The organism is Solimicrobium silvestre (genome assembly GCF_002976435.1).
Lineage (GTDB): Bacteria > Pseudomonadota > Gammaproteobacteria > Burkholderiales > Burkholderiaceae_D > Solimicrobium > Solimicrobium silvestre.
Genome location: NZ_PUGF01000001.1, coordinates 504,741 through 523,541 on the forward strand (window position 1 = coordinate 504,741; position 18,801 = coordinate 523,541).

Annotated in this window: 18 protein-coding genes; 12 read left to right on the forward strand and 6 right to left on the reverse strand. The window is 45.8% G+C overall.

Features of this window, described 5'->3' with window-relative positions; all coding sequences use genetic code 11:
- Positions 1-46 precede the first annotated feature (46 nt).
- The gene (gene def, locus S2091_RS02110; RefSeq protein ID WP_105530101.1) at positions 47-589 is read right to left on the reverse strand and encodes a peptide deformylase; all 543 of its coding nucleotides are present in this window, start codon (positions 587-589) and stop codon (positions 47-49) included.
- A 508-nt stretch (positions 590-1,097) separates the two neighbouring features.
- Here def and S2091_RS02115 point away from each other — a divergent pair.
- Genes S2091_RS02115 through S2091_RS02135 form a run of 5 tightly spaced genes read left to right on the forward strand, consistent with a single transcriptional unit; the run spans position 1,098 to position 3,804 of the window.
- Entirely contained in the window at positions 1,098-1,376 is a 279-nt protein-coding gene (locus tag S2091_RS02115) for a BufA1 family periplasmic bufferin-type metallophore (RefSeq protein ID WP_105530102.1), read from the forward strand.
- A gap of 23 nt (positions 1,377-1,399) precedes the next feature.
- Positions 1,400-2,284, forward strand: a complete 885-nt coding sequence (gene bufB, locus S2091_RS02120; protein WP_105530103.1) for an MNIO family bufferin maturase — start codon at positions 1,400-1,402, stop codon at positions 2,282-2,284.
- Entirely contained in the window at positions 2,266-3,057 is a 792-nt protein-coding gene (locus S2091_RS02125; protein WP_105530104.1) for an HvfC/BufC N-terminal domain-containing protein, read from the forward strand. Before bufB ends, S2091_RS02125 begins: the two co-directional genes overlap by 19 nt.
- 12 nt (positions 3,058-3,069) lie before the next feature.
- Positions 3,070-3,540 (forward strand): DoxX family protein, encoded by a 471-nt coding sequence (locus S2091_RS02130; protein ID WP_105530105.1) that lies wholly within the window; start codon positions 3,070-3,072, stop codon positions 3,538-3,540.
- A 30-nt stretch (positions 3,541-3,570) separates the two neighbouring features.
- Positions 3,571-3,804, forward strand: coding sequence for an RNA-binding S4 domain-containing protein (locus tag S2091_RS02135; protein ID WP_105530106.1), 234 nt, complete (start codon positions 3,571-3,573; stop codon positions 3,802-3,804).
- 54 nt (positions 3,805-3,858) lie between these two features.
- Here S2091_RS02135 and S2091_RS02140 read toward each other — a convergent pair whose 3' ends face one another.
- A complete protein-coding gene (locus tag S2091_RS02140; RefSeq protein WP_105530107.1) occupies positions 3,859-4,047 on the reverse strand; it encodes a hypothetical protein in 189 nt (62 codons plus the stop codon).
- A gap of 308 nt (positions 4,048-4,355) precedes the next feature.
- Positions 4,356-4,736: an FKBP-type peptidyl-prolyl cis-trans isomerase gene (locus tag S2091_RS02145; protein WP_105530108.1), complete on the reverse strand. Its 381-nt coding sequence runs from the start codon at positions 4,734-4,736 to the stop codon at positions 4,356-4,358.
- A gap of 385 nt (positions 4,737-5,121) precedes the next feature.
- Here S2091_RS02145 and S2091_RS02150 point away from each other — a divergent pair, with 385 nt between their 5' ends.
- The 3 genes from S2091_RS02150 to S2091_RS02155 all read left to right on the forward strand — a co-directional run bounded on the left by S2091_RS02150 (position 5,122) and on the right by S2091_RS02155 (position 8,683).
- A complete protein-coding gene (locus S2091_RS02150) occupies positions 5,122-6,105 on the forward strand; it encodes a quinone oxidoreductase family protein (RefSeq protein ID WP_105530109.1) in 984 nt (327 codons plus the stop codon).
- 57 nt (positions 6,106-6,162) lie between these two features.
- A complete protein-coding gene (locus tag S2091_RS23935) occupies positions 6,163-6,315 on the forward strand; it encodes a hypothetical protein (protein WP_165794884.1) in 153 nt (50 codons plus the stop codon).
- Between the two features lie 73 nt (positions 6,316-6,388).
- A complete protein-coding gene (locus S2091_RS02155) occupies positions 6,389-8,683 on the forward strand; it encodes a DUF1631 family protein (RefSeq protein WP_105530110.1) in 2,295 nt (764 codons plus the stop codon).
- Between the two features lie 53 nt (positions 8,684-8,736).
- Here the strand turns inward: S2091_RS02155 and S2091_RS02160 are convergent, their stop codons facing one another.
- Positions 8,737-9,306, reverse strand: a complete 570-nt coding sequence (locus S2091_RS02160; protein ID WP_105530111.1) for a DUF4136 domain-containing protein — start codon at positions 9,304-9,306, stop codon at positions 8,737-8,739.
- Positions 9,307-9,477: 171 nt separating this feature from the next.
- On the opposite strand from S2091_RS02160, the gene pepN reads away from it, so the two are divergent.
- The 4 genes from pepN to S2091_RS02180 all read left to right on the forward strand — a co-directional run bounded on the left by pepN (position 9,478) and on the right by S2091_RS02180 (position 15,540).
- A complete protein-coding gene (gene pepN / locus S2091_RS02165; RefSeq protein WP_105530203.1) occupies positions 9,478-12,186 on the forward strand; it encodes an aminopeptidase N in 2,709 nt (902 codons plus the stop codon).
- Between the two features lie 163 nt (positions 12,187-12,349).
- Positions 12,350-13,354, forward strand: coding sequence for a class 1 fructose-bisphosphatase (locus S2091_RS02170; protein ID WP_105530112.1), 1,005 nt, complete (start codon positions 12,350-12,352; stop codon positions 13,352-13,354).
- A gap of 420 nt (positions 13,355-13,774) precedes the next feature.
- Entirely contained in the window at positions 13,775-14,734 is a 960-nt protein-coding gene (locus S2091_RS02175) for a sensor domain-containing diguanylate cyclase (protein WP_105530113.1), read from the forward strand.
- 74 nt (positions 14,735-14,808) lie between these two features.
- The gene (locus S2091_RS02180; protein WP_105530114.1) at positions 14,809-15,540 is read left to right on the forward strand and encodes a hypothetical protein; all 732 of its coding nucleotides are present in this window, start codon (positions 14,809-14,811) and stop codon (positions 15,538-15,540) included.
- A gap of 39 nt (positions 15,541-15,579) precedes the next feature.
- Here S2091_RS02180 and S2091_RS02185 read toward each other — a convergent pair whose 3' ends face one another.
- Positions 15,580-18,057: a putative bifunctional diguanylate cyclase/phosphodiesterase gene (locus S2091_RS02185; protein ID WP_105530204.1), complete on the reverse strand. Its 2,478-nt coding sequence runs from the start codon at positions 18,055-18,057 to the stop codon at positions 15,580-15,582.
- An 11-nt stretch (positions 18,058-18,068) separates the two neighbouring features.
- A complete protein-coding gene (locus tag S2091_RS02190; protein WP_243405282.1) occupies positions 18,069-18,764 on the reverse strand; it encodes a methylamine utilization protein in 696 nt (231 codons plus the stop codon).
- Between the last annotated feature and the right edge of the window lie 37 nt (positions 18,765-18,801).

The window sequence follows — 18,801 nt, forward strand, 5'->3', positions numbered from 1 at the left end:
CCCAAGCCTAAAATAAATCAACGTAGGAAGTTAATTAACCTACGAATTAACCATCCGACTCAACATCCTGCCCCGGAAACAAAACCTCCACAAACCCAAACTGAGAAAAATCCTTAATTCGCATAGGATACAAAGTCCCAAACAAATGATCACACTCATGCTGCACCACCCGCGCATGAAACTCACCCACTTCACGCATAATAGAAACACCATCAGGATCAACGCCTTCATAGCGGATATGCGCCCAACGCGGAACCACACCCCGCATCCCAGGCACAGACAAGCACCCTTCCCAACCATCCTCTTGCACTGCATCCAACGGCGTAATCACCGGATTAATCAATACAGTTTGCGGCACCGAAGGCGCATCAGGATAACGATCACTATCTTCAAACCCAAACAGCACCAATTGCAGATCAACGCCAATTTGCGGCGCGGCTAAACCGACCCCGTCATTGGCGTGCATGGTGTCAAACATATCTTCGATTAATTGCTTGAGTTCCGTAGAGCCCAGCATTTCAGGTGGAACCAGTTGCGCGGTCCGCAGCAGGCGCGGATCGCCCATTTTTAGAATTTCTCGGATAGTCATAATTTAGATAGTGCTGGAATGGTTATGTGGATGTAACGGTAAAAATACGCACACAGGATATCACTTCAAGGTTGTTGAATTTACGCAAAAAACAGATTTATCTCTACGATCCAGTTTACAAATCATTGTGCTAAATTACAACACTTTCACAATGACTTCTATTTTAATATACCCCTGTATATTTTTTAAATATAGTTAAATTTATCCTTATACATAAATAAGATATGGATATACCGCCATATTTTTCAAACTTACTTATCCACAAAGCCATTAAATACGTTAAAAATTTAAAAAAATAATGGGAGTATATGAATTAACGTGTATCTATAGCTAACAATGCGCGCTTACAAACTCCGTTAAAAATTTATTTAAAATAATTTTTATTTTCTTGTAAGGAAACATAGAATGCTTACGACTATCACTCAGTACCTTGATTCAACTTACCGAATTGGCTGAGTCTAGTTGAGGGCTTATTAACTTAATTTATTTTAATTTCTGGAGAATGACAATGACTAAGAATAACGCTTTGATCGCAGTTGCATTAGCAGGTTTGATGAGTTCTGGTTTCGCTGCAGCAGCAGATGCAACAGCAGGTGGCGCAAAAATGGAAAAATGCTTTGGCGTTGCTAAAGCCGGTCAAAATGATTGCGCAAGCAAAGCTGGCGGCCATTCCTGTGCTGGTCAATCCAAAAAAGACTTGAGCCCAAATGACTGGAAAAATGTTCCAGCCGGTACTTGCGCTTCAATGGGCGGCAAAGTAGAAGAAATGAAACCAGCAGCAAAATAATCTAGCAACATACTGTATTCATCATGAGTCTCTCTGACGCTAAAATTGCCGAGTTCCCCTCCTTTCCAGAGTTAGGATATGGAGTTGGATTACGCACCCAGCATTACCGGGATTTTTTGCGACAACGCCCCAATATTGATTGGCTGGAAGTTCATTCAGAAAATTATTTTGGCGTTGGAGTTGACTTGGATGTACTGGAAACCTTGCGTCGTGACTATCCCATCAGCCTGCACGGTGTTGGCCTTGGGATCGGTTCGGCGCAAGGGTATTCCAGTGAACATGTCCGAAAAATAAAAAGCTTAGCGCAGCGTATTCAGCCCGCTTTAATTTCTGAGCATTTATGCTGGGCTTCAGTGGCTGGCCGCCATCTGAATGATTTACTCCCACTGCCACTCATTCATAGCGCACTCGACTTAATTTGCGAGCGCGTTGAGCATCTGCAAGACACCTTGCAACAACGGATTTTGCTAGAAAATGTGTCGACTTATGTGCGCTTTGCCTGCGACGAAATGTCGGAAACCGAATTTCTCAGCCGGCTTGTACAACGCACTGGCTGCGGCATTTTATTAGACATTAATAATCTGTACGTGAATCAGGTTAATCACGGCGAATCGGCACAACAAGCCCTCACTTTATTACAACAATTACCCGCTAACAGCATCGGCGAAATTCACTTGGCCGGGCATTTAGTCACCGATTCCGGCCTGGTAGACCACCACGGCTGCCAGGTTGATCCGGCAGTATGGGCGCTGTATGAAAACGCGCGGCAGTTATTTGGCGCCCAGATTCCCACCCTAATTGAATGGGATACCGACATTCCCGAATTAGATGTTTTACTTGGCGAAGCCGAGCAAGCTAAACAACGCACAGAACGTGTAGAGGAGGAACGATGCGCGCTGCTAACTTAGTAACCCCGCAACTCACCACACTGCAGCACGATTTTGCCAGCGCCTTAATCAACCTCAATTCGCTAGACCCTGCTTTGGCCAGTTTCAAAGGCGATCCTGATTTGAACCGTGAGCGATTCGGTTTATATCGCGGCAATCTCATCGCAATCTGGCAGCAAACCTGTGTTAACGCTTACCCGGTTTTGCAGCAATTGGTAGGTGCAGAATTTTTTGGCGACTTGGCTCGTGCTTATGGGTTAAACCATGCGTCGCAAAGTGGCAATTTAGCGGAGTTTGGCGCTGCATTAAGCAGCTTCATCGCGACTCTGGAAAACTGCCGCGCCTATCCGTATTTAAGCGACGTCGCCGCACTCGAATGGCAAGTCCATCGCAGCTATTATTTAGAACAGCGCAGCCCGGCAACATTAGCCCAGCTAGCTGGCTTCGCGCCGGAACTGTTAGGGGATCTGCAGTTTACATTGCAGCCTAGTTGCGTCTTACTTGAATCGCCTTGGGCGGTAGTGGATATTTGGCAGGCGCATCAAGGTACTAATACGCCTTTTCCTGAACAACTTGCCAGCGCAACGTATTGTCTGATTTGGCGTGAACATCATCAAACCAATATCAGTGCAATTTCGGCGGCATCTTACGCCGCTTTGCAAGCGCTGAATGCAGGACAGCCGCTAGGTCAGGCATTTGAATCAGCGTTAGCTATCGACCCCGAATTTGCGCTACCGACAGAACTTGCTGACTGGTTCGGTAAACAGCTTTTTAGCAACATATCGCACAACTAACTACCCTTCCTTATGAAAAACCTCCTGAAAATTCACCAACTTAGCACTCGTTTTGATGACGTTATTACGCAATGGGGCGGAACACTTTTATCCCTCATCTTGCGCTGTTATGTAGCTTGGCAATTTTTGCACGCAGGCTTAATCAAAATCCAAAACTGGCCTGGCACGCTGGAGTTGTTTCACACTGAATATCACGTACCACTGCTGCCGCCAGACTTAGCCGCCTACATGGGTGCCGGTGGTGAATTGGTTTTGCCGTGCTTCTTAATTGCCGGGCTATTTTCCCGCCCGGCCGCAATTGGCTTGTTTTTTGTCAACGCTATGGCCGTCATCTCTTATCCGCAACTGTGGGAATTTGAATGCCCTGCCGGGATTAATGACCATTTTTATTGGGGCATCATTTTAGTAGTCATCGCCGTCTTTGGCGCTGGGCGTTTTTCGATTGATGCACTATTAAAAAATATCACCGCCAAGGCTGTATAATTCCGTTCCCAACAATCTAGGAACCACGCCATGCAGCAGCTACACTTTGAACTCACCGATGAATTTATTGAACTCAATAATTTATTGAAAGTAATGGGGCTGTGCGACAGCGGTGGCGCAGGAAAAGCCTTGGTTGCACAAGGTAATGTACGGGTAAACGGGCAGCAAGAATTGCGTAAAACCTGCAAAATCCGTGCGGGACAAGTGGTGAGTATTGGCGATGTTCGAATTAAGGTTGCCAGTCCAACTGGCTTGAAGAAATAAAAAAACCGGCAATGCCGGTTTTTTTATTTCTACTAATTGCTTACAACAAGCGTATTAAGCGTGATGCTTCTTAGCCGATTTTTTATGCGCTTTTTTATGTGCTTTTTTGTGCGCCGATGTTTTGGCATGTTTTGCATGTTTTGCATGGTGAGTTGCGTGAGCAGGTGCTTGAGCAAAAGCGCTGCCCATCGAGAAAGTAGCAGCTACACATAAGGCAGCAAATAAAGCGATCAATTTTTTCATGGTAAGTCCGTGGTAACTAGTAGTTTTTAAACTCAGGAATAATTAGGTGCACAACAGGTAATGCCTAATCATATTTTAGCATACCGGAGCATACTTTTCACATTTATGAGCTATGAGCATTATTATACTTTGACGTTAAAATATACTGTCAAAAAATACTTTTTCCATCAACAGGAAACCCATTGGATACGTTAATTTTTTTAATTAAAATTGGGAGTATATGACTGAGCTATCTTTACCCCAAATTTAACCTTAAATTCAGCGCAAATCAGACCAGTTGATCTGATTTACTCAATCTCACAAAAACACTAAGGAGAGACGCTAACTAAAGAAACCGTAAAAACCAAGGCTGAATTCGGAGGAATATTACTTCCCACCGGAGCACACGCCCCATATGCCATTGCACTAGGAATTGTGAGTGTACGCACACCACCAGCTTGCATGCCAAGCAAGCCTTGATCCCAACCTGCAATAACCTGGCTCGGGTTAGCACCAATTTGAAACTGAAGTGCCTGACCGCCTGCAGATGTTCCAAATTGAGTACCTTCGTCATTTGCGGCACCCGTTTGATACAGCCAGCCAGTGTAATTAACAACTAGTACATCGCCTCCGACAACTGCCGGTCCAGTTCCAACAATACTGTCATTAACTGCAGTAATTTTTTCATGGTGTCTCTTTTTAATTTTTATGCAAAATAATTTTCACAATATGCCGCGAATTATAAAATAGCTGTTCTCTATAGGCAACATTGTTTGCAGCTTGAAATGTATCAAGAAATAATTAGGCTGAATTTAACAATTACCTCACAATCGTTTACAATTGCACGTTGACAACTTTAGAACTTTCCACTACGCAGTAGCATTATTTTTATCCTTAAAAACAATGAAACTTGTAGTGATAAATTTCTTTTGTTGCATTCTGTAACGACTTTACCCCTTGCGACTACTGTATATTAGTTGCCACATGGTAATGTGTGTGTTGCATCAGACATCTATTGGGTTTAGCCGTTCGAGGTACTACACTGGTAGCACGCAACAAGTGCGATTGGATATTTTTTACCGAAAAGAAGCCGAGATGAATAAAGCAATCAGAATCGCGCAAACTGGCGGCCCAGAAGTGATGCAACTGATGGATGTGGCGATAGGCACGCCAGGTGCAGGCGAAGTATGCATTCAGCACAAAGCCTGCGGCTTAAATTTTATTGATGTCTACCATCGGACCGGGCTATATAAACAACTGTTGCCAACTGGCTTGGGTGTAGAAGGCGCAGGGATAGTAGAAGCGGTAGGGCCAGATGTGCATCACGTCAAGGTCGGAGACCGGGTAGCCTATGCAGGCGGTCCGCCAGGCGCTTATGCGCAACGCCGAATTATGCCGGCCAGCGTGTTGGTCAAATTGCCCGACTCGATAAGCTTCGATGTCGCCGCAGCGGTCATGCTGCAAGGACTAACCGTTCAGTATTTATTTTGTCGTACGTATAAAATCCAATCAGGCCAAACCATTTTATTTCACGCAGCAGCTGGCGGCGTTGGCTTGCTAGCCTGCCAGTGGGCCAAAGCATTGGGCGTCACTATGATAGGCACCGTTGGTAGTGCCGCCAAAGCAGCATTAGCTAAAGCCAATGGCTGCGCGCACGTTATTAACTATAACGAAGAAAATTTTGTTGAACGGGTAGAAGAAATAACCGCAGGACGCGGTGTATCCGTGGTGTATGACTCGATAGGCAAAGACACTTTTTTTGGCTCACTTGATTGTTTATCGCCGCTAGGAACCATGGTCAGTTTCGGTAATGCGTCAGGGCCGGTTCCCGACTTTAATTTGAGTGAACTGGCTAGCCGTGGCTCGCTATTCATTACTCGCCCGTCTATGATGCATTACACAGCAGTGCGTTCTGATTTAGAACAGATGGCAGCAGAGCTATTTGCCATGATTGAAACAAAAAAACTAATCGTTCATATTAATCAACGGTATGCGCTGGCCGATGTCGGCAAAGCACATCGTGAACTGGAAGCACGCAAAACTACGGGGTGCAGTATTTTAATACCCGATGCGAGCTGATTAGTGAGTAAATAATGGATGTAAGCACGCAAGCACAACGCAGCGAGGAAGTAAGCCATGTCACAAGTACCGGAACAAACTGAAATAGCCAGAAAAAAAACTACCAAAGATGAAGGAAATCCTAAATTCGGACGGCTGCTGATGGTCTTACTGTTTAGTGTTTTTTTAATCGGCGTCATCACTTGGGCTTCTGAAGCGTACTGGTCTTAAAGCTGTTCTTGATCCGCTTTTAGAATTTTGATTTAAACCTTGAATAAGCGCATTTGTATAAATTTACTTTTAAATGATTACAGAACACCAACCACCCAAAAAGGGAATGTCGCATTCGAGCCGCATTGTAATTTTACAGAGCTTAGTTCCCATTGCCACCAGCCTGACAGCTACGCAACTTGAAGGATTTTCACTGCGCTTAGGTGAGGCACTGTTTCGTCTTTCGGATCAGTCGGTACGTCCTGAAGAAGCAAATATCAGCTTCCACTCCTACAATCATTTAAAGAAAAATAGTTCGGCGTTTTATCGTTTAGCCTCAAGCAAACTGAGCGAGCTATTTGCCCATGAAGTGAGAATTTTAGAAAAAGGCCATAAACCACGGCAGCTGGAAGATGACTCTTCATTGGCATTGGTTACCTTTGACGAAATGGAAAACAAGGTTTTACTGGAAACCCTTAGTCAATCGATCGAATTAGATAATGCCGATGAGTTGGTTAAGCTCAATTTACGCATTAGTCATCTATTAAAAATTGAACAGATTAATGTTAGATACAATCCATTCCGCCCAGAAGTTTTTTTAAAAGCGATTTATAAAGCCTGGTGTGAATTTGAACCAGTATCCGATTCACATCACATGATTTTACGCATACTGCGGCCGGAAATGTTTTTACAGTTAAACCCTGTTCTGCGCGAATTAAATAACGCCTTAATTGAACGCGGTATTTTGCCCAAAGCGACCGACCTGCTGCGCGTAAACAAACATCAAAGTCTAGCCAATTCAACTTCGTCTACACTATCAAAAAAGCTGGCCGTTGATCCTTTTTTTGAAAGTAAAATCAAGGGCATTTTATATGCCAACCAGGGGGATGCCGCTCAGGGTGAGCAAGGACAAGGCTCCGGTCAACACCAAGCGTCTGGTCAAGGTTACGGTTCGGGGCAAGGTTCGGGCTCTGGTTCGGGCTCTGGTTCGGGCTCTGGTTCGGGCTCTGGTTCGGGCTCTGGTTCGGGTTCGGGCTCTGGGTCTGGTTCTGGTTTTCCGGATGACGCAAGAAATCCTCTGGACGAAACCCAAAATATAGCGTTAGGCAAACAGGGAACCGTCACGATAGGTCGGGAGTTATTTGAGTATCTCACCAGCGTGCAGGCCACCGGTGCAGCACTCGGGCCGGCGGCGCAAAATGCCCCCACCTTGCGCGGCATTGTTGAACAGGCGCCTGAAAATACTATTACTCAAATCGATAACAATACTATCGGTTTGCTGGCGAAGATTTTTGATTATGTTTTTTCCGATCCGCACATTCCAACCGACCTTAAAAATCTCATTGGTCAGTTACAGATTCCGACGTTAAAAGCGGCGCTAATTGATCGGGAATTCTTCTTTAAACAAACCCATCCGGCACGGGTGTTGATTGATACACTAGCCAAATCCAGCGTTACCTGGAACCCCGATAAAGGGGTGGACGATCCTTTATATAAAATGATCGCCAGAACGGTGGAACGGGTTCAAAAAGAATTTGATCAACAACTGGAATTGTTTTCTGATGTTGCCGCAGATTTAACCCAGTTTATTGAAGAAGAAGAACGACTCTCCGAAAAAGCAATTGAAGAACCGATTGCCCAAGCAATTCAGCAAGAAAAAATTCGCCAGGCGCGTGAACTAGCGACCAATGACGTCGCCACCCGCACCGATACCGGTGAAGTGGCCGGTTTTATTGAGGCGTTTTTAGAGCAGCAATGGGTCAATATTTTAGTGTTGGCACACACCGTCAAAGAACAAAAGCCCCAAGCACTGGAGCGGACGTTGAAGACGATGGACGACTTGATCTGGAGCGTAAAAACCAAAAATAGCGTTGAAGAACGACACGAGCTGGTAAATAAATTACCGGCTTTATTGAGCTCGCTAAATACTTGGTTGAATGCGATTAAATGGGAAGACCCTAGTCGTGTTATTTTCTTCTCCAAACTCGCTGAACGGCACGCCAGCATTGCACGTGCGCCATTAGAGGTATCCACCCGTCGCCAAGTTGAAATGGCCGTGAATGTGGCGCAAAAAGCCAGCGAACGCAGCCTGAAAAAGAACAAGCATGAGCACACTATGCCGGATCAGTTTGTGTTCTTTATTGATCAAATTGAACGCGGCAGCTGGTTTGATTTCACACGCAATAATGGCTCCGTAGTGCGCTTCAAACTGGCCTGGGTCAGCCCGCGTCGTAGCCGCTTTATTTTCACCAACCGCCAGGGACATGACGCTTTTTCTATTTCATCGGAAGAGCTACTCGATATTTTCCGCTCAGGAAAAGCGCAGATGATTAGCGATGAGCCGGTTGTTGATAGGGCTTTACAATCAGTCATTGACGATCGCGAATAAAAAAAGCCTGGCTAACGAATCGTTAGTCAGGCTTTTTTTATTCAACGACCTGATTACTGATGAACCGGCAATGTAATGGTTTCTGTTGATCCGTTTTTACCAGGGAAATTCTGGAAAGCGCTGTCCATTAAATAGTCCATGCTGATCGATAATTCCGGATTAGGACTCATTAAACGACTGCGCACGGTGTAGATATTTTTACCGTCGGCTATACGACTAATCGACACTTCCATGTGATGCATGAAGACGGTATCAACCGATGTTTGCCAGCCAGAACCGTAATAAGGTCCGTGACGGAATCCATACGGGCCATAAATCGGCGCAGGTTGCAAAGAGCTTGCGACTGCCTGGGTAGTGCCATAGTTGAGCGAAACTTTTAAGCTCGGATCTTTATTCACCATCACATAACCAACATGCTGTAATTCTTGGTTTAACAGTGTTACGTAACTACTAAATTCAAGGTTATTCGCTTGCTCAGGAGTCGCTTCTACCATGTATGTTTTATTTGTTTCAGTGCCAGTTAAGGTATGAAATACAGTAACGTTGCTGACCACCGAAGGCGCCGCACAACCAGCCAGTAGTGCGGTTAAAACTACGGTAAATAAAATTAAACTTCTTTTCACGATCTTCTCCTTTTTTTGCAATTGTTATTGATGATGCTATAAAAATGACGCTCAAATGTTTCATTTTGTAAAAAAATGCTTCTTATTTTTGCGCTCATAGACGGAATTTTATATGTTAATCCCACTACATTGGTAGAATATTGGCTTGCCCCTAAAATAACCACAATACCTATGCGCACAGACACTAACACTGACAGTAACCTGACCATTTACCGCAAAGATTACACGGCCCCAAGTTTTTGGGTGGACACCGTTGAGATGGGTTTTGATCTTGATCCTAAATCCACTGTCGTCTCGACTCGGACTACCTTAAAACGGAATACGGAGAGCACAGAAAAAGACCTGATTTTATTTGGCGAATCATTAAAATTAGTCCAGATCCGCATGAATGGTCAAAAACTAGCCCGTACCGCCTATGAGATTGATAAACACTCATTACGGATTTTTAATCCGCCGAATGAAATTATCTTAGACATCGAAACCCAGATTTCCCCGATCAAAAATACCTCCTTATCTGGCTTATACGTTTCTAACGATAATTTTTTCACCCAATGCGAAGCCGAAGGTTTCCGCAAAATCACCTACTTCCAAGATCGCCCAGATGTGATGGCTAAGTTTACCGTCATGCTGCGCGCCGACAAGAAGAAATATCCGGTGCTGCTGTCAAACGGAAACCTGATAGAAAAAGGCAAATTGAGCGATGGCCGCCATTTCGCCAAATGGGAAGATCCGTTTAAAAAACCGTCGTATTTATTCGCATTGGTTGCCGGTAAATTAGTCTGCCAGGAAGAAAAAATTAAACTACAATCGGGCCGTAAAGCCTTGCTGCAAGTATGGGTAGAAAAAGGTAATCTGGATAAAACCCAGCACGCCATGGACTCCCTGCAAAACAGCATATTCTGGGATGAACAACGCTTCGGCCTGGAACTGGATTTAGAACGCTTCATGATCGTTGCCGTGTCTGATTTTAATATGGGCGCGATGGAAAACAAGGGCTTGAATATTTTCAATACCAAGTACGTGTTAGCCAACTCCAAAGTCGCGACGGATGCGGATTATGCCGGTATTGAATCGGTAGTTGGACACGAATATTTTCATAACTGGACCGGCAACCGCGTTACTTGCCGCGACTGGTTCCAGTTATCCTTAAAAGAAGGCTTAACCGTATTCCGCGATCAGGAATTTTCTGCTGACATGATCGGCACCAACAGCGGCCGCGCCGTCAACCGGATTGCCGATGTGCGCGTATTACGCCAAGCACAGTTTCCGGAAGATGCAGGACCGATGTCGCATCCGGTACGCCCTGAATCGTATGTGGAAATCAACAACTTCTACAGTGTCACCGTGTATGAAAAAGGTGCGGAAGTTGTGCGCATGTATTACACCTTGCTGGGCCATGAAGGCTTTAGAAAAGGGATGGATCTCTACTTTAAACGCCACGATGGTCAAGCAGTTACCTGCGACGATTTCCGCGCGGCGATGGCAGACTCCAGTGGTCGTGATTTGACCCAGTTTGAACGCTGGTACAGCCAATCTGGCACACCGCGTTTAAAAGTTGCTACAAAATACGACGCAGCCAAACAGACTTTCGAGATGACGTTCACCCAATCTTGCCCAGCAACTGCAGGACAAGATAAAAAACAGCCGTTCCATATTCCTGTGGCCGTCGGCTTGCTAAATGCAGCGGGTCAGGACATGCCTTTGCATTGCCAGGAACAGGCTAATCCAACCGACAGTACTACCTTGGTATTGGAAATCACTAAAGCCAAACAGGTATTCCACTTTACCAACGTCACCGAGCAACCAACGCCATCCATTTTGCGCAATTTCTCTGCGCCGGTGGAATTGGAAATGGACTACTCTGATGACCAGTTAGCGCATTTATTAGCGCACGACAGCGACGCCTTTAATCGCTGGGAAGCCGGTCAACGGTTAGCTATGCGACGCTTATTGAAACTGACTGCAGCGGTGCAAGTGCAACAACCGTTAGAGCTGGACACGATGTTCATTGAAGCTTTGCGTAAAACCTTAAATGACAGCACCTTGGACGCAGCGTTCCGCGAACAAGTTTTAACATTGCCTTCCACCACCAACGTGGCAGAGCAGATGGATGTGATCGACCCGCAAGCCATCAAAGCCGCACGCGACTTTATGCGCAGCGAAATCACCCGTCATTTAAAAGCAGATTTACTCACTGCGTATGAAAACAATTTGACACCCGGTAAATACAGTCCTGATGCGAGCTCCACAGGAATGCGCGCCTTAAAAAATCTGGCGCTGGCCTATTTACAAGAATGGCCTAAATCCAGCACGTTTGAATTAGCCGATAGCCAATGTGCCAACGCAAAAAATATGACTGACCGGATCGGTGCCTTGGCCGCGATGGTAAATGCAGAGATCTTAACCGGCGGTACACATAAAGACGCCACGAAGTCAGCTAATAAAGCCGTTGCACATGCTCTGAAACAGTTTTACAACGACTTTAAACAAGAGGCTTTAGTCATCGATAAATGGTTTATGTTGCAAGGCAGCGCTGGCAGTACCGATGTCGCCAAAATGCGTAAATTATTAAAGCACCCTGCGTTTACCCTAAGCAACCCGAACCGGGCGCGCAGTTTGATTTTTGCCTTCTGCAATGCCAACCCGTCGCAGTTCCACGCGGCCGATGGAAGCGGTTATGCATTGTGGGCTGATCTGGTAATTGAACTGAACGCGATTAATCCGCAAGTTGCGGCGCGTTTGGCACGTAGTTTAGATCGCTGGCGCAAATACACTCCGGCGTTGCAAGAGTTTATGCAAGCGGCTTTGCAAAAAGTGGCGGCATCAAAAAATCTATCGAAAGATGTTTTAGAAATTGTGACCAAGGCGCTTGCCGCTTAATGAATACCAGTTTCGTAGGGTGGGCACAGGTTCATCGTGCCCACGCGTTACGTTCGATCAATAATATTTTCAAATAAATCCATTGTTTATCAATGGTTACGCGTGGGCACAAAACCGTGCCCACCCTACCGAATTAATTAACAAGCTATTGAAGAAAGACCATATGAAACGCATCAGCTTAACGCAGTACCTAGTCGAAGAACAGCGCCTCAACAACAACATCCCTGCTGAATTGCGGCTGTTGATTGAGGTAGTGGCGCGTGCCTGTAAAACCATTAGCCATGCCGTGGGCAAAGGCGCTTTAGGTGAAGTGTTGGGCAGCGCGGAAACTGAGAATATTCAAGGCGAAGTGCAAAAGAAACTCGACGTTTTATCGAACGAAATTCTGTTGGAAGCCAATGAATGGGGCGGCCATTTAGCGGCCATGGCATCGGAAGAAATGGAAACTATCCATTTAATCCCGAACCGTTATCCTAAAGGCGAATACATGTTGTTGTTCGACCCATTGGACGGCTCATCCAACATTGACGTCAACGTTTCAATCGGCACGATATTCTCAGTATTAAAAGCGCCGGAAGGCATGGAAACGCCGACTGAACAAGACTTTTTACAAGCTGGCTCCAAACAGGTAGCTGCCGGTTATGCGCTGTACGGCCCGCAAACCTTGTTGGTTCTCACCACAGGCCACGGCGTAAATTGCTTTACCTTAGATCGTGAAATGGGTTCTTGGGTGCTGACGCAACGCGACATGAAAATCCCGGTTGATACACAAGAGTTTGCGATTAACGCATCCAATACGCGCCATTGGTATCCACCGGTGACACGTTATGTTGATGAAATGTTGGCAGGCTCCACCGGCCCACTCGGCAAAAACTTCAATATGCGCTGGATTGCGTCTATGGTCGCCGACGTGCATCGCATTTTGAATCGCGGCGGTATTTTCATGTACCCAGCCGACGCGCGTGAACCGGATAAAGCCGGCAAATTACGCTTGATGTATGAGGCTAATCCGATGTCGATGTTAGTTGAGCAGGCCGGCGGCGCCGCCACCAATGGCAAACAGCGCATGCTGGATGTACAACCTGAAAAATTACATCAACGGGTTCCGGTATTTTTAGGTTCTAAAAATGAAGTGGAACGGGTTACTGCTTATCATCAAGAGACATAATTTTTGTTGATCTGAACCAAAATAAAGGGCCCTAGCGGCCCTTTATTCATATTATCCCCCCTTCAAAATTCCTCCTTTTTATATACACCCTATTGTTTTAAAAAATCTAACGTATCAAATGCGGTTTTAATAACTCAAAAGTTATTTTTAAACAATATATTTTATTCCCAGTCTCTATGCCACACGATCGTCATCACTAACCCATTGCTGACTTTCTATGTGCAAAAATATGGGCATTCAAAATATGTAATTGAATAGATTCAGCCAGATAATTACATCTAATTTGCGCCGATATAATAAGAAATTGTAATTATTTGCAATCTAACCTATCTTAAATGTAGATGATTATTTAGACCGATTGAGATGAATCCAGCTTATTAAAAAAGATTGACTGTTTCAATTTATATATTGGAATCTTAAATGCTTATTCCAGAAAAACCGGACAATGAGGTCAGCCGAATCGACACGTTGCGATCATTCAATATATTAGATACGGCACCCGAGGAACGATTTGACCGATTAACGCGGTTGGCAAAACGCATTTTTGATGTGCCCATTGCGCTTGTCAGTCTGGTCGATGTAAATCGACAATGGTTTAAGTCATGCATGGGATTATCGGTAAGTGAAACTCCAAGGGAAATTTCATTTTGTGGGCATGCAATCTTGTCCGACGAAATCTTTACCGTACCCGATACTCTTGCGGATGAGCGTTTTTTCGATAACCCATTAGTCACCAGCGATCCTCATATTCGCTTTTATGCAGGCTGCCCGTTAACGGTTCCAAATGGAAGCAAACTGGGCACCCTATGTTTAATTGATATGACCCCTCGTGATTTGAATGAAGACGACCGTAAACTTTTGCGCGATCTTGCTAGCATGGCAGAGCAAGAAATTGCCGCAGTTCAAATGGCAACCTTAGATGAGTTGACTTTGCTGTCTAACCGCCGGGGATTTGAAGTACTAGGACAACATGCACTTAATGTCTGCAAAAGAATTAATAAGCCTGCTTCGATTTTGTTTTTTGATCTGAATAAGTTCAAAAAAATTAATGATACCTATGGGCATGCGGAGGGAGATTACGCACTTAAAAAATTCTCTGAAATACTGAGGCTAATTTTTCGAGACAGTGATGTAATTTCACGGCTTGGTGGCGACGAATTCGTCATTTTATTAACTAATGCAAACTACGAAAGTAGCTCAGAAGTTATTCGACGATTACGTCAAAAATTGGACGAATACAATAAAAAAGCAGAGCGTGGTTATGACATTTCTTTTAGTGTTGGGCAAATCGAATACGATTCAGAAAAACATGCATCACTAGCAGACCTGATCCAAGAAGCTGATGCCGCAATGTACGTGAAAAAGCATACTAAACATTGATCATTAATCATAACAACAATCGACCTAACTCCCGACTTACCCGCATCCTAATTAACAGCTTAACAGGTGCCAACATGAAAATAGTCATCGCTTCCAGTGCGTTGATTGCGGTAATGTTTTCAACTCCGGTATTGGCTGACCCAGACGATAGTATTTTGACGAACTACTCTGAAAACGGGTTGCGCCAAATTGATTTTAAACTGGGCTCACTCGGACAAACAGGACAGCCCAGCCAAGATGCATCAACACTAGGATTCGGTTACGGTTTTACCGAAAACTGGTTTAGTGAAATTTATGTGGGCTATGTAAAAATAGGGAGTGGTGCTACTGAGTTCGATTCCGCCGCATGGCAAAACACGTTCTTGCTTACCAATAGCCAGTCACCCGTCGACGTTGGCCTGTACACCGAAATCGAATACGAACACGATCGTACTGCTGGTGAACAACTCACTTTTGGCCCGCTGCTGCAAACTGAATTAGGTTTAACAAAAATCAATTTCAACTTATTATTTCAGCGTAATTACTTCGCCGATTTTTCCAATCCGATGCAGATGGGTTACCAATGGCAAGTTAAGCAGCACTTGAATCTGCCGGTTGATTTAGGCATACAGGGTTTCGGCGAATTCGGCCAATGGGATCATTGGGCGGCGCAAAAAGATCAGTCACACCGCCTCGGCCCAGCGTTATTTGGAAAAATTGCATTAAGCGAGAAAAATGTGATCAACTACAATGCCGCCATCTTGTTTGACGTATTTGATCAAACCCATGCCACCACATTCCGGATGCAAGCCGTGCTTGGTTTTTGAATGCCGGAACTCTTTGCTACTTACTCATTCGCTACTCATTCATTTACTACTAACCGTGTCTCGCTTCATACGAGGCGGAACCCATTGCGCAATCCAGCCAATTAATTGCGCTGCTGGCATAGGTCGGCTCATAAAATATCCCTGACCTTGATCGCAGCCCATTTTCGCCAGCAGCCACCAAACAGCCTCGCTTTCAATTCCCTCCGCCACCACCCGTAACCCCATATTGTGACCAAGATCAATAGTCGAGCGGACGATTTTAGCGTCCTCAATATCGGATTCCATATTCATCACAAAGGACTGGTCTATTTTAAGTTCATCGACCGGCAGCCGCTTCAAATACGCCAGTGACGAGTAACCGGTACCGAAATCGTCGATCGACAAATCAACACCCATCGCGTGCAAGCCATCCAAAGTCAGCAAGGCACGCACCGGATCATCCATGATCGAGCTCTCGGTAATTTCAAGACAAAACGAGGATGCGGAAACAGCATAGCGTGCCAGCATGGCAGAAAATTTGGCGGGCAAATTCTGATCGAGTAAATCGCGGGTCGACAAGTTAACCGATATCTTAGCGTTGATTCCGTAGGCAGTTAAGTCGCGGCACAACATGGCCGACTGCTCCAGCATCCAGCGCGTTAAAGCACGGATAAAGCCAGTTTGCTCCGAAAATGGAATGAACTGGTCAGGATAAATCATGCCTTTTTCCGGATGTTCCCAACGCACCAACGCTTCTAGTCCAATAAACTCGCCCGTATCGATCCGCAGTTTCGGCTGCACAAACATTTTAAATTCATTGCACTCTAACGCACGCCGTAGCTCACTCAACAATGACAAATTCTGCTGGCTGGCCTTATCCAGTGCCGGATCATAAAGAACGGCTTCATTACTATTTATTTTAGCGGCATACATCGCGACTTCGGCCCGGCTCATCAACGACTCGGCATCCGTTCCATGCAGTGGAAAACCCGCAATGCCAAGCCCGGCACCGAGATCAACGGTTTGGTCTTCCAACGAAATGGGCAACTCAAGCGACTTCAACACCCGCGCCGCAATTTCTTTCGCTTCCGAAACGTCGGTCATCGGTAGCAATACCGCAAATTCATCGCCGCCCAGCCGTGCTACCGGGTAGTGAATTCCAACCGTTTTGGTCAACCGATGCGCCACCTGACGCAACAACTCATCACCGAAATGATGTCCCAGCACATCGTTCACATTTTTAAAACGATCCAGGTCCATCATCAATATGTGACCAGTTTTAGTTTGCTGATTTGTTTGCTTGTGTATGTGCCGATTTGTGCGCCGATTTGTGCGCTTATTTTCCTCGTGATTCGTCTGTTGGTTCGCCGGCTCATTGACCAGTTGCGCCGAATTTTTAATTGCCTCATCCAGCATGACGGTAAATTGAGCGCGGTTCGGCAGATTGGTCAACGTATCCCAATAAGCGAGCCGCCGAATCTGCGACTCATGTTTGGCGATGCCGCCGCGCATGCTTTCAAAGGCCATCGACAATTTACGGATTTCGTCGTCGCCTTTAATTTCAATCTGGGTTTGATAATCACCATCGCCCAAGCGCTTGGCAATCGCCGTCAAATCCCGTAGCGGGCTGGCAATACGCCGCGCTGCGAAAAAACTCAAAATAAAGGCAACGAATGTCACCAAGCCGGTAATCATGATCAAACTGACTTGTAGCTGCCGGTAAGGCGCAATCGCTTCATCAATCGATCGTTGCAACACGACAATCGCGCCCTGCCCTCCGGCCACACTTTGCACTAGCGGCAAAATGCGCACGCTATAGTCGCTTTTGGCAATACGTAATGGCATGAGCGCAGCGACCTTGCCAGATAAGCCTTGTAATAAAGACGCTACACTGCTCGCATCGGCTTGCGACAAGGTCGATACATCCGCCTGCCAACCACCGTCTTTATCACTAACCATAAAAGAGACATCCAGCGACGACAAATCGCGCATATCGGACGCCAACTTCAAGTCGAGCGGAAACGCCATCGCAATCCAGCCAATGGTGACTGGCGCGCGAACCGGTACGACCAACACCTGATAGGGTCGATTTTCAAAAATACTCATCCCTACTGCACCGTCTTTTTCTTCAGCCTGATCAATCAACAGCAAAATAGATTGTTCCAAACTGCCTGGCTGCTGCTTGGTGGTAGTCGCCTTAATCTGGCGATCCAGCCCCATAAACAAGGTCAGCGATGCATTAATCCGTTGCCCGGCATTGGTCAATACCGATTCAATGGTTTCTTTATCGTTGGACGCGATCGCCTGGCGAAATCCGTAATCTTTTGAAACAGCACGGGCACTGCTCGTCAAGGTTTGCGCTTTTTGTTCCAGCAGACGATTAAATAAGGGCACGCCCAAAGCCAACTGGTCACGGATCGCCGCTTGCTCGTTATCGATAATCCCATTGCGAATCACGCAAAAACTAACCGCCTGCCCAACCAGTATCAGGGCAAGGAATAAAGTAACAATTCGGCTTTCTAGGGTGCGGAAATGCATTGTTACCTTCATTATGGAATCGGAGTGGAATCCTCAGTCGCCGGTTTTGCCTGTTTTACATTGAGCTTGAACGAGGCAGTATTTTCATCCCCCACAATGTTGATCGGCTGGGTAACCACTTGCGCCAACGGCGGCAACATAAAATGCCACGCCTTAAGCTGATACTTGCCAGGAATAATGCCGTTCAACTTAACCTTGCCGGTAGCATCGGTCTTAGCAAAATACGGTGTATTCACGACTTGAACATAGGCAACCATTTTGTCATGAATATTGCAACCCAGAACCACTGTGCCCGGCAGATCAAATAATTGCGGTTTGGCAGCCATACCTGAATAGAGCGGCAAATCAAAATATTTAGTGGGAGAAAATGAGTAAACGTGGTGTTTTACCGTATCTAGATTAGGAAAACTTATCTCGGTTCCAGCTTGCACCACAGTAACCAACGGCACGAACTGTCGATGTTTTTGCGCAATTTCGACTGCCCGCACAGATTTCGGCAGCTTCTCGCCGGATACCGGTTCGGCGTACACGACGACATCTTCCAGCGGTGCGCCCAAGCTATCCGTAACTTGCACTGACAGGGTTGCGGCTAGCAATGGCGAGGGACTCAAACACACCAGGCAAGTCAGGCATATAGCGCCGAATAAGCTAAATAAGCGGACCTTTGGCGCTATTGAATGTATTCCCGAAAATAATTGATTCTCCATGCAAGCGACCTCGGAAGTATTTTTGTCCGTTAAGACC

Excerpts from the sequence above, each read along its gene's own strand:
- S2091_RS02130 (WP_105530105.1), top strand. The coding sequence starts at position 3,070 with ATGAAAAACCTCCTGAAAATTCACCAACTTAGCACTCGTTTTGATGAC.
- S2091_RS02155 (WP_105530110.1), top strand. The coding sequence starts at position 6,389 with ATGATTACAGAACACCAACCACCCAAAAAGGGAATGTCGCATTCGAGC.
- def (WP_105530101.1), bottom strand. The coding sequence starts at position 589 with ATGACTATCCGAGAAATTCTAAAAATGGGCGATCCGCGCCTGCTGCGG.
- S2091_RS02175 (WP_105530113.1), top strand. The coding sequence starts at position 13,775 with ATGCTTATTCCAGAAAAACCGGACAATGAGGTCAGCCGAATCGACACG.
- S2091_RS02135 (WP_105530106.1), top strand. The coding sequence starts at position 3,571 with ATGCAGCAGCTACACTTTGAACTCACCGATGAATTTATTGAACTCAAT.
- S2091_RS02185 (WP_105530204.1), bottom strand. The coding sequence starts at position 18,057 with ATGCATTTCCGCACCCTAGAAAGCCGAATTGTTACTTTATTCCTTGCC.
- S2091_RS02170 (WP_105530112.1), top strand. The coding sequence starts at position 12,350 with ATGAAACGCATCAGCTTAACGCAGTACCTAGTCGAAGAACAGCGCCTC.
- S2091_RS02125 (WP_105530104.1), top strand. The coding sequence starts at position 2,266 with ATGCGCGCTGCTAACTTAGTAACCCCGCAACTCACCACACTGCAGCAC.
- pepN (WP_105530203.1), top strand. The coding sequence starts at position 9,478 with ATGCGCACAGACACTAACACTGACAGTAACCTGACCATTTACCGCAAA.
- S2091_RS23935 (WP_165794884.1), top strand. The coding sequence starts at position 6,163 with ATGTCACAAGTACCGGAACAAACTGAAATAGCCAGAAAAAAAACTACC.
- S2091_RS02115 (WP_105530102.1), top strand. The coding sequence starts at position 1,098 with ATGACTAAGAATAACGCTTTGATCGCAGTTGCATTAGCAGGTTTGATG.
- bufB (WP_105530103.1), top strand. The coding sequence starts at position 1,400 with ATGAGTCTCTCTGACGCTAAAATTGCCGAGTTCCCCTCCTTTCCAGAG.
- S2091_RS02180 (WP_105530114.1), top strand. The coding sequence starts at position 14,809 with ATGAAAATAGTCATCGCTTCCAGTGCGTTGATTGCGGTAATGTTTTCA.
- S2091_RS02150 (WP_105530109.1), top strand. The coding sequence starts at position 5,122 with ATGAATAAAGCAATCAGAATCGCGCAAACTGGCGGCCCAGAAGTGATG.
- S2091_RS02190 (WP_243405282.1), bottom strand. The coding sequence starts at position 18,764 with ATGGAGAATCAATTATTTTCGGGAATACATTCAATAGCGCCAAAGGTC.
- S2091_RS02140 (WP_105530107.1), bottom strand. The coding sequence starts at position 4,047 with ATGAAAAAATTGATCGCTTTATTTGCTGCCTTATGTGTAGCTGCTACT.